This is a genomic window from Staphylococcus sp. Ze2 (genome assembly GCF_048568365.1).
Classification (GTDB): Bacteria; Bacillota; Bacilli; order Staphylococcales; family Staphylococcaceae; genus Staphylococcus; species Staphylococcus xylosus.
Genome location: NZ_CP183486.1, coordinates 2699201 through 2711363, shown reverse-complemented (window position 1 = coordinate 2711363; position 12163 = coordinate 2699201). Strand labels below are relative to the sequence as shown.

7 protein-coding genes are annotated in these 12163 nt (G+C 37.1%); all 7 read left to right on the top strand.

The features are described from left to right. Positions 1-236 precede the first annotated feature (236 nt). The 7 genes from ACM591_RS12830 (at position 237) to fusA (ending at position 12108) form a co-directional block, all read left to right on the top strand. On the top strand, positions 237-845 hold the full coding sequence (locus ACM591_RS12830; protein WP_058625506.1) for a class I SAM-dependent methyltransferase: 609 nt from the start codon (positions 237-239) through the stop codon (positions 843-845). Positions 846-1043: 198 nt separating this feature from the next. Then, on the top strand, positions 1044-4595 hold the full coding sequence (gene rpoB, locus ACM591_RS12825; RefSeq protein WP_029377929.1) for a DNA-directed RNA polymerase subunit beta: 3552 nt from the start codon (positions 1044-1046) through the stop codon (positions 4593-4595). A 169-nt stretch (positions 4596-4764) separates the two neighbouring features. Beyond that, the gene (rpoC, locus tag ACM591_RS12820; protein ID WP_162471898.1) at positions 4765-8361 is read left to right on the top strand and encodes a DNA-directed RNA polymerase subunit beta'; all 3597 of its coding nucleotides are present in this window, start codon (positions 4765-4767) and stop codon (positions 8359-8361) included. A gap of 233 nt (positions 8362-8594) precedes the next feature. Continuing rightward, positions 8595-8849, top strand: coding sequence for a ribosomal L7Ae/L30e/S12e/Gadd45 family protein (locus ACM591_RS12815; RefSeq protein WP_038677964.1), 255 nt, complete (start codon positions 8595-8597; stop codon positions 8847-8849). 94 nt (positions 8850-8943) lie between these two features. Continuing rightward, a complete protein-coding gene (rpsL, locus tag ACM591_RS12810; protein WP_002484156.1) occupies positions 8944-9357 on the top strand; it encodes a 30S ribosomal protein S12 in 414 nt (137 codons plus the stop codon). A 70-nt stretch (positions 9358-9427) separates the two neighbouring features. Next, positions 9428-9898 carry a 30S ribosomal protein S7 gene (gene rpsG / locus ACM591_RS12805; RefSeq protein WP_002484155.1) on the top strand — a complete coding sequence of 157 codons (471 nt, stop codon included), beginning with the start codon at positions 9428-9430 and terminating at the stop codon, positions 9896-9898. A 119-nt stretch (positions 9899-10017) separates the two neighbouring features. Beyond that, positions 10018-12108, top strand: coding sequence for an elongation factor G (gene fusA / locus ACM591_RS12800; RefSeq protein WP_029377926.1), 2091 nt, complete (start codon positions 10018-10020; stop codon positions 12106-12108). The last annotated feature ends 55 nt before the right edge of the window (positions 12109-12163 follow it).

The window sequence follows — 12163 nt, the reverse complement described above, 5'->3', positions numbered from 1 at the left end:
TGGAAGATAGTTCTTGTAGCTTAATACATTAACTACTTTGGTACGTTAACATTAAGCGTATCATGAGCTATCTGAAATCTTTGAGAAATGAAAACCCCGTTATTACTATAACGGGGTTTTATCTTATTTTATCTATTGCCTATTTTCAATATTTAAATAAAGGCTTTGAAGTCGAAATTTAAAATATTTGGGTATATTATTAATCTAAGACGAATTAGATTAAAAGAGGTGTAGTCATGAGTCATTATTATGATGAAAATCCTGAAGTAGAAAGTAAAGAAGCGCTTTTTACGTACTCCTACGATAACCATGATTTAGAACTTGTAACAGATGCTGGTGTATTTTCAAAAGGGAAAATAGATTTTGGCTCTGATTTACTGGTAAAAACTTTTTTGAAAACATATCCCCCTGGTCCTACAAAAAATATCATAGATGTTGGATGTGGCTATGGCCCTATCGGTTTGATGATTGCGAAAGTTTCCCCACACCACGAAGTGACAATGGTTGATGTAAATCAACGCGCACTAAATTTATCAAGAAAAAATAAAAAAAGAAACCGTATAGAGAATGTTGAAGTTAAAGAAAGTGATGGTTTATCACAAGTGGAAGACAACACGTATGACTTTGTCCTTACTAATCCGCCGATTAGAGCAGGAAAGGAAGTTGTACATCGCATTTTGGAAGACGCTTATGTTAAATTGAAACTTGATGGTGAACTTTTTGTAGTAATTCAAAAAAAGCAAGGTATGCCATCCGCAAAGAAAAAAATGCAAGACACATTCGATAACGTTGAAGTATTAGAAAAAAGCAAAGGCTATTACATTTTAAGAAGTGTAAAAGGTTGATTAAGTAGCTGTATTCTGATATAGTAATAGAATGTAAAAAATTATGTTCAATAAGTGTGTACTTTTACGTATAAATTAACAATGTATATAAGTTGAAATAGAAAATGGTGTCATAAGTATGCTACCGTTTTCTTTTTGTCTAATTATATTTGGTGATTTACTAAAAGTAAACACGCAATTTTTGAGGGGTGAATCTGTTTGGCAGGTCAATTTGTCCAATATGGAAGACATCGTAAACGTAGAAACTATGCGAGAATTTCAGAGGTATTAGAATTACCGAATTTAATTGAGATTCAAACTAAGTCTTACGATTGGTTCTTAGAAGAAGGTTTATTAGAAATGTTTAGAGACATTTCACCGATTGAAGATTTCACAGGCAATCTATCTTTAGAGTTTGTAGATTATAGACTCGGAGAACCGAAATATGATTTAGAAGAATCAAAAAACCGTGATACAACGTATTCTGCACCTCTACGTGTTAAAGTGCGTTTAATTATCAAAGAAACTGGCGAAGTAAAAGAACAAGAAGTGTTTATGGGCGATTTCCCATTAATGACAGATACAGGCACATTCGTAATTAACGGTGCTGAACGTGTTATCGTATCACAATTAGTTCGTTCACCATCCGTATACTTCAATGAAAAACTAGATAAAAACGGCCGTACAAACTTTGACGCAACAATTATTCCAAACCGTGGTGCATGGTTAGAATATGAAACTGATGCTAAAGATGTTGTATATGTACGTATTGATAGAACTAGAAAGTTACCATTAACAGTATTATTACGTGCTTTAGGTTTCTCAACTGATCAAGAAATTGTTGATCTTTTAGGTGATAATGAATATTTACGTAATACTTTAGAAAAAGATGGTACAGAAAACACAGATCAAGCGCTATTAGAAATCTATGAGCGTTTGCGCCCTGGTGAACCACCTACAGTTGAAAATGCTAAGAGTCTTTTATACTCACGTTTCTTCGATCCGAAACGTTATGACTTAGCAAGTGTAGGTCGTTATAAAGCAAACAAAAAACTTCATTTAAAACATCGCTTATTTAATCAAAAATTAGCTGAACCAATTGTTAATTCTGAAACAGGTGAAATTGTAGCTGAAGAAGGTACTGTACTTGATCGTCGTAATTTAGATGAAATCATGGACGTATTAGAATCAAATGCTAACAGTGAAGTCTTTGAATTAGAAGGTACAGTAATTGATGAACCTGTTGAGATTCAATCGATTAAAGTTTATGTCCCTAATGATGAAGAAGGACGTACAACAACAGTGATTGGTAATGCATTCCCTGATTCAGAAGTGAAATGTATTACGCCAGCAGACATTATTTCATCAATGTCATACTTCTTTAACTTATTAAGTGGTATTGGTTTCACAGATGATATTGACCACCTTGGTAACCGTCGTCTACGTTCAGTAGGTGAATTGTTACAAAATCAATTCCGTATTGGTTTATCAAGAATGGAGCGTGTGGTACGTGAAAGAATGTCTATTCAAGACACAGATTCTGTAACGCCACAACAATTAATCAATATACGTCCTGTTATTGCATCTATTAAAGAATTCTTTGGTAGTTCACAATTATCACAATTCATGGACCAAGCTAACCCATTAGCAGAGTTAACGCACAAACGTCGTTTATCTGCTCTAGGACCTGGTGGTTTAACACGTGAACGTGCTCAAATGGAAGTACGTGACGTTCACTATTCTCACTATGGCCGTATGTGTCCAATCGAAACGCCTGAAGGTCCAAACATTGGACTTATCAACTCATTGTCTAGTTATGCACGTGTGAATGAATTTGGTTTCATTGAAACACCTTATCGTAAAGTAGACCTTGAAACAAACAGCATTACTGAGCAAATCGATTACTTAACAGCTGATGAAGAGGATAGTTATGTGGTAGCACAAGCCAACTCTAAATTAGATGAAAATGGTCGTTTCTTAGATGATGAAGTTGTTTGTCGTTTCCGTGGTAATAACACAGTTATGGCTAAAGAAAAAATGGATTACATGGACGTTTCACCAAAACAAGTCGTTTCTGCTGCAACAGCGTGTATTCCTTTCTTAGAAAATGATGACTCTAACCGTGCATTGATGGGTGCAAACATGCAACGTCAAGCAGTGCCATTGATGAACCCTGAATCACCATTTGTTGGTACAGGTATGGAGCACGTGGCAGCACGTGACTCAGGTGCGGCAATTGTTGCAAAACGTAAAGGCCGTGTTGAGCACGTTGAATCTAATGAAGTTCTTGTTCGTCAACTTATTGAGGAAGATGGTCAAGAATACGAAGGCGAATTAGATCGCTATCCATTAGCTAAGTTCAAACGTTCAAACACTGGTACATGTTATAACCAAAGACCTATCGTTTCTCCTGGTGACGTAGTGACAAGAGGCGAAATTTTAGCTGATGGTCCTTCTATGGAACTTGGTGAAATGGCATTAGGTAGAAACGTAGTTGTTGGTTTCATGACTTGGGACGGTTACAACTATGAGGATGCCGTAATCATGAGTGAACGCCTAGTTAAAGATGACGTATATACTTCTATTCATATTGAAGAGTATGAATCAGAAGCACGTGATACTAAACTAGGGCCTGAAGAAATCACACGTGATATTCCAAACGTTTCAGATAGTGCGCTTAAAAACTTAGATGACCGCGGTATTGTATACGTCGGCGCTGAGGTTAATGATGGAGATATCTTAGTAGGTAAAGTAACGCCTAAAGGTGTAACAGAATTAACTGCAGAAGAACGTTTATTACACGCAATCTTTGGTGAAAAAGCACGTGAAGTTCGCGATACATCATTACGCGTACCTCATGGTGCAGGTGGTATTGTTCTAGATGTTAAAGTCTTTAACCGTGAAGAAGGAGATGATACGTTATCTCCAGGTGTTAACCAATTAGTTCGTGTTTATATCGTTCAAAAACGTAAAATCCACGTAGGAGATAAGATGTGTGGTCGTCATGGTAACAAGGGTGTAATTTCAAAACTTGTTCCTGAAGAAGACATGCCGTATCTACCAGACGGTACACCGATTGATATCATGTTAAACCCTCTAGGTGTACCATCACGTATGAATATCGGACAAGTATTAGAGCTACACTTAGGTATGGCTGCTAAAAACTTAGGTATCCATGTTGCATCACCAGTATTTGATGGTGCGAGTGATGAAGACGTATGGTCAACAATTGAAGAAGCTGGTATGGCTCGTGACGGTAAAACCGTATTATACGATGGTCGTACTGGTGAACCATTCGATAACAGAATTTCAGTCGGCGTAATGTACATGTTGAAACTAGCACACATGGTTGACGATAAATTACATGCGCGTTCAACTGGACCATACTCATTAGTAACGCAACAACCGCTTGGTGGTAAAGCACAATTCGGTGGACAACGTTTCGGTGAGATGGAAGTATGGGCACTTGAAGCATACGGTGCTGCATATACACTTCAAGAAATTTTAACTTATAAATCAGATGACACAGTAGGTCGTGTTAAGACATACGAATCTATTGTTAAAGGTGAAAACATCACTAAACCTGGTGTTCCAGAATCATTCCGAGTATTGATGAAAGAATTACAAAGTTTAGGTCTAGACGTTAAAATCATGGACGAGCATGACAATGAAATTGACATGCAAGACAATGAAGATGATGATGTCGTTGAGCGTAAAGTGGATCTTCAACAAAAAGATGCACCGCAATCACAAAAAGAAGTTACAGACTAATTGCATTTAAGTTTATAAACGAATAAGCCTTGTAGAGATAAAGTTCAATAATGGACTAAGTCTCTACATTGGTTATTCTATTATTGATATAGAGCAATCAATCAATTTGCACAGCTAATCTAAATTGAAGGAGGTAGGCTCCTTGATTGATGTAAATAATTTCCATTATATGAAAATAGGACTTGCTTCACCCGAAAAAATCCGTTCATGGTCTTTTGGTGAGGTTAAAAAGCCAGAAACAATTAACTATCGTACTTTAAAACCAGAAAAAGATGGTCTATTCTGTGAAAGAATATTTGGACCTACGAAAGACTGGGAATGTAGTTGTGGTAAATACAAACGCGTACGCTATAAGGGTATGGTTTGTGACAGATGTGGCGTAGAAGTGACTAAATCTAAAGTGCGCCGTGAAAGAATGGGGCATATTGAATTAGCTGCACCTGTATCTCACATTTGGTACTTCAAAGGTATTCCAAGTCGTATGGGTCTATTATTAGACATGTCACCAAGAGCGTTAGAAGAAGTTATTTACTTTGCTTCATACGTTGTTGTAAATCCAGGTCCAACTGGTTTAGAGAAAAAGACATTGTTATCTGAAGCAGAATTTAGAGAGTACTACGATAAATTCCCAGGCAAATTCACTGCTAAAATGGGTGCTGAAGGTATTAAAGAATTACTTGAAGAAATAGACTTAGATGCTGAACTTAAACATTTACGTGATGAGTTAGAATCAGCTACTGGTCAAAGACTTACACGTGCGATTAAACGTTTAGAAGTTGTTGAATCATTTAGACATTCTGGTAATAATCCAGCTTGGATGATTTTAGACGTACTTCCTATTATTCCACCTGAAATCAGACCAATGGTTCAATTAGATGGTGGCCGTTTCGCAACAAGTGATTTAAATGATTTGTATCGTCGTGTTATCAACCGTAATAACCGTTTAAAACGTTTGTTAGACTTAGGTGCTCCTGGCATCATCGTTCAAAACGAAAAACGTATGTTACAAGAAGCTGTTGATGCACTTATTGATAATGGTCGTCGTGGCCGTCCAGTTACTGGACCAGGTAACCGCCCATTAAAATCACTTTCACATATGTTAAAAGGTAAACAAGGTCGTTTCCGTCAAAACTTATTAGGTAAACGTGTTGACTACTCAGGTCGTTCAGTTATTGCAGTTGGACCAAGCTTGAAGATGTATCAATGTGGTCTGCCTAAAGAAATGGCACTTGAGTTGTTCAAACCATTCATAATGAAAGAATTAGTACAACGTGAAATTGCAACAAACATTAAAAATGCGAAAAGTAAAATTGAGCGTATGGATGACGAAGTATGGGACGTATTAGAAGACGTAATTAAAGAACATCCAGTTCTTTTAAACCGTGCACCTACACTTCACAGACTGGGTATCCAAGCATTCGAACCTACATTAGTTGAAGGTCGTGCGATTCGTTTACATCCACTTGCTACAACAGCTTACAACGCTGACTTTGATGGTGACCAAATGGCTGTTCACGTACCATTATCTAAAGAAGCACAAGCTGAAGCGCGTATGTTAATGTTAGCTGCGCAAAACATCTTGAACCCTAAAGATGGTAAACCAGTTGTTACGCCATCACAAGATATGGTATTAGGTAACTATTACCTAACTCTTGAGCGTAAAGATGCTGTGAATACTGGTACGATTTACAATGATACAAATGAAGTACTCAAAGCTTATGCAAATGGTTATGTTCACTTGCATACACGTATTGGTGTACATGCATCATCATTTAACAATCCAACATTTACTGAAGAGCAAAACAAAAAAATCTTGCTAACTTCTGTTGGTAAAGTAATATTCAATGAAATCATTCCAGATTCATTTGCATATATTAATGAACCAACACAAACGAATTTAGAAAATAAAACGCCGGAAAGATACTTCATTGCGCCAACTGAAATTGGTGAAGGTGGATTAAAAGCTTACTTTGATGAGCAAGAATTAATCAAACCATTCAATAAGAATTTCTTAGGAAATGTTATTGCTGAAGTATTTAACCGTTTCAGCATCACTGATACGTCAATGATGTTAGATAGAATGAAAGACTTAGGATTCAAGTTCTCATCTAAAGCAGGTATTACTGTTGGTGTATCTGATATCGTGGTATTACCAGATAAACAAGATATCCTTGATGAACATGAAAAATTAGTTGATAAAGTAACGAAACAATTCAATCGTGGTTTAATCACTGATTTTGAACGTTACAATGCTGTAATTGAAATTTGGACTGATGCAAAAGACCAAATTCAAAACGAACTAATGGGATCACTCGAAGAAACAAACCCAATCTTCATGATGAGTGACTCTGGTGCCCGTGGTAACGCATCTAACTTTACACAGTTGGCTGGTATGCGTGGACTTATGGCCGCGCCATCTGGTGAGATTATTGAATTACCAATCACTTCATCATTCCGTGAAGGTTTAACGGTATTAGAATACTTCATCTCTACTCATGGTGCACGTAAAGGTCTTGCCGATACAGCGCTTAAGACTGCCGATTCAGGTTACCTTACACGTCGTCTTGTTGATGTGGCTCAAGATGTTATCGTCCGTGAAGAAGATTGTGGTACTGACCGTGGCTTACTTGTTTCTGATATCAAAGAAGGTACAGAAATGATTGAACCATTCATCGAACGTATTGAAGGTCGTTATTCTAAAGAAACAATCCGTCATCCAGAAACAGATGAGGTCATTGTTAACCCAGATCAATTAGTTACGCCAGAAATCGCTAAGAAAATCACAGATGCAGGTATAGAGGAAATGTATATCCGTTCAGCATTTACATGTAATACACGTCATGGTGTATGTGAAAAATGTTACGGTAAAAACCTTGCGACTGGTGAAAAAGTTGAAGTTGGTGAAGCAGTTGGTACAATTGCTGCCCAATCAATTGGTGAACCAGGTACACAGCTTACAATGCGTACATTCCATACAGGTGGTGTAGCAGGTAGCGATATCACACAAGGTCTTCCTCGTATCCAAGAAATTTTCGAAGCACGTAATCCTAAAGGTCAAGCCGTGATTACTGAAATCGAAGGTGTCGTTGATGACATCAAACTTGCTAAAGACCGTCAACAAGAAATCGTAATAAAAGGTGCTAACGAAACGAAATCTTATCTAGCTTCTGGTACTTCAAGATTGAAAGTAGAAGTTGGACAAGGTGTTGAACGTGGAGAAGTACTTACTGAAGGTTCAATCGAACCTAAGAATTATTTATCTGTATCAGGTTTAAATGCTACAGAAAGCTATCTATTAAAAGAAGTTCAAAAAGTTTACCGTATGCAAGGTGTAGAAATCGACGATAAACACGTTGAAGTTATGGTAAGACAAATGCTACGTAAAGTACGTATCATTGAAGCAGGAGATACTAAGTTATTACCTGGTTCATTAGTAGATATTCATAGCTTTACTGATGCTAACCGTGAAGCGTTTAAAGAACGTAAACGTCCTGCAACAGCTAAACCTGTCTTACTAGGTATTACGAAAGCTTCTCTTGAAACTGAAAGCTTCTTATCAGCGGCTTCATTCCAAGAAACAACTCGTGTACTTACAGATGCAGCAATCAAAGGTAAACGTGATAACTTACTCGGACTTAAAGAGAACGTTATTATCGGTAAATTGATTCCAGCTGGTACTGGTATGAGACGTTATAGAGACGTTGAATACAACAAAGCAACACCAGATACTGAAATTGTTGAAGAAGTTCAAACTACTGAAATATAATATTTAGTATTTAATAAGCTAAGAGTCCGAGGTGTTAATTGATATCTCGGGCTCTTTAATATTATTGACCATAGAAGTAGAGCAATGAAACCATATTTAAAATTGTGGTCTCTATCCGACTTCTGAAGTTCAAAAAATTTTTATTGAAAAGTTCGAATAAAAGTTGACTCAGTAGTATTGAAAGTGTTATTATTATTAAGGTTGATGCAAGCAGAACTTTGGAGGATATTTTGATGTCTAATGAAAAAGTTGCACGCTTTAACAAACAACATCATGTCATTGGTCTTAAACAAACGCTCAAAGCTTTGAATAAAGATCAAGTTACATCATTGATTATTGCTGAAGACGTTGAGATTCATCTTATGACTCGCGTGTTAAGCCAAATCAATCACAAACACATGCCTGTCTCATTTTTCAAAAGCAAAAAAGCTTTAGGAGAATATGTAGGTATAAATGTTAGTGCAACTATTGTTGCATTAGTAAAATGAGATTAGTAAGAATCATTCTTACTAAATTTTATTTACCCTTAAAATGAACCACCTGGATGTGTGGGATTATAAAAGAAGAGAGGAGGAACATTCAATGCCAACTATTAACCAATTGGTACGTAAACCTAGACAAAGTAAATCTAAAAAATCTGATTCACCAGCATTAAATAGAAACTTTAACAGTAAAAAGAAAAAATTTACTGACTTAAATTCTCCACAAAAACGTGGTGTTTGTACTCGTGTAGGAACAATGACACCTAAAAAACCTAACTCCGCGTTACGTAAATATGCTCGTGTTCGTTTGTCTAACAACATTGAAATCAATGCGTACATTCCTGGTATCGGACATAACTTACAAGAACACAGTGTTGTACTTGTACGTGGTGGACGTGTAAAAGACTTACCTGGTGTGCGTTACCATATTGTACGTGGTGCACTTGATACTTCAGGTGTTGATGGACGTAGACAAGGCCGTTCATTATACGGAACTAAAAAACCTAAAAAATAAGTTTAAGATTGCGTAAATTTTCGCTATAAACTAAAGAATTATATTATAATCGGAAGGGAGGATTTATATTATGCCTCGTAAAGGATCAGTACCAAAAAGAGACGTATTACCAGATCCAATTCACAACTCTAAATTAGTTACAAAATTGATTAACAAAATTATGTTAGACGGTAAACGTGGAACAGCACAAAGAATTCTTTATTCTGCATTCGACTTAGTTAAAGAACGTAGTGGTCGTGAAGCAGTTGAAGTATTTGAAGAAGCTATCGATAACATTATGCCAGTATTAGAGGTTAAAGCTCGCCGTGTTGGTGGCTCTAACTATCAAGTACCAGTAGAAGTTCGTCCAGAACGTCGTACTACATTAGGTCTTCGTTGGTTAGTTAACTATTCACGTCTTCGTGGTGAAAAAACTATGGAAGAACGTTTAGCTAACGAAATCTTAGATGCTGCTAACAACACTGGTGGCGCAGTTAAGAAACGTGAAGACACACACAAAATGGCTGAAGCTAACAAAGCATTCGCTCACTACCGTTGGTAGGATAGTAGCTGTTTCCCTGAACATGTTCCATATTGATAGATTACTATCGCAGGTACGTGTTTAGGGCATCGCCATATTTATAGTATTTATTCGCAGTTATACTGGAAGGAGAAAAATACATGGCTAGAGATTTTAGTTTAGATAGAACACGTAATATCGGTATCATGGCTCACATCGATGCTGGTAAAACAACTACGACTGAACGTATTCTTTACTATACTGGACGTATCCATAAAATTGGTGAAACACACGAAGGTGCTTCACAAATGGACTGGATGGAACAGGAGCAAGATCGTGGTATCACTATCACATCTGCCGCAACAACAGCACAGTGGGATGACCACCGTGTAAACATCATCGATACACCTGGACACGTAGACTTCACTGTAGAAGTTGAACGTTCATTACGTGTACTTGATGGTGCAGTAACAGTACTAGACGCTCAATCAGGTGTTGAACCTCAAACTGAAACAGTTTGGCGCCAGGCAACAACTTATAGCGTACCTCGTATTGTTTTCGTAAACAAAATGGACAAATTAGGAGCTAACTTCGAATACGCAGTAAGCACTATCCATGACCGTTTACAAGCAAACGCACAACCAATCCAATTACCAATTGGTGCGGAAGACGAATTTGAAGCAATCATCGACTTAGTTGAAATGAAATGTTTCAAATACAACAATGACTTAGGAACTGAAATTGAAGAAATTGAAATTCCTGAAGATCATAAAGAAAGAGCTGAAGAAGCTCGTTCAACATTAATTGAAGCAGTAGCTGAAACTAATGATGAATTAATGGAAAAATATCTTGCTGATGAAGAGATTTCTGTCTCTGAATTAAAAGATGCTATCCGTGAAGCTACAAACAACATTGAATTCTATCCAGTTCTTGTTGGTACAGCTTTCAAAAACAAAGGTGTTCAATTAATGCTTAACGCAGTAATTGATTACTTACCATCACCGTTAGACGTAAAACCAATCGTTGGTCACCGTGCTGACAACCCAGAAGAAGAAGTTATCGCAAAAGCTGATGACAATGCTGAGTTCGCTGCTTTAGCATTCAAAGTAATGACTGACCCTTATGTTGGTAAATTAACATTCTTCCGTGTTTACTCAGGTACGTTAACATCAGGTTCATACGTTAAAAACTCTACGAAGAACAAACGTGAACGTGTAGGTCGTTTACTACAAATGCACGCTAACTCTCGTCAAGAGTTAAACACAGTATATTCAGGAGATATCGCAGCTGCGGTAGGTCTTAAAGATACTGGTACTGGTGATACTTTATGTGGTGAGAAGAATGACATTATCTTGGAATCTATGGATTTCCCAGAACCAGTTATTCACTTATCAGTTGAACCTAAATCTAAAGCAGACCAAGACAAAATGACTACAGCTTTAGTTAAGTTACAAGAAGAAGATCCAACATTCCATGCACACACAGACGATGAAACTGGACAAGTTATTATCGGTGGTATGGGTGAACTTCACTTAGATATCTTAGTAGACCGTATGAAGAAAGAATTTAACGTTGAATGTAACGTTGGTGCGCCAATGGTTTCATACCGTGAAACATTTAAAGCTTCAGCTCAAGTTCAAGGTAAATTTGCTCGTCAATCAGGTGGTCGTGGTCAATATGGTGACGTTAAAATTGAATTCACACCTAATGAAACAGGTGGCGGTTTCGAATTCGAAAACGCTATCGTTGGTGGTGTAGTTCCTCGTGAATACATTCCATCAGTTGAAGCAGGTCTTAAAGATTCAATGGAAAACGGTGTACTAGCTGGTTATCCTTTAATTGATGTTAAAGCTAAATTATTTGATGGTTCATACCATGATGTCGATTCATCTGAAATGGCCTTCAAAATTGCCGCATCATTAGCGCTTAAAGAAGCTGCTAAAAAATGTGATCCAGTTATCTTAGAACCAATGATGAAAGTTACAATTGAAATGCCTGAAGAGTACATGGGTGACATCATGGGTGACGTAACATCTCGTCGTGGACGTGTTGATGGTATGGAACCTCGTGGTAATGCACAAGTTGTAAATGCTTTTGTACCACTTTCAGAAATGTTCGGTTATGCAACTTCATTACGTTCTAACACTCAAGGTCGTGGTACTTATACAATGTACTTTGATCACTATGCTGAAGTTCCAAAATCAATTGCTGAAGAAATTGTTAAGAAAAACAGTGGCAATAAAGCCGAATAATTAAACTTGTTTTGTGCGACAACTGTCTGTACAATACACATAAAGCTTAATTAAG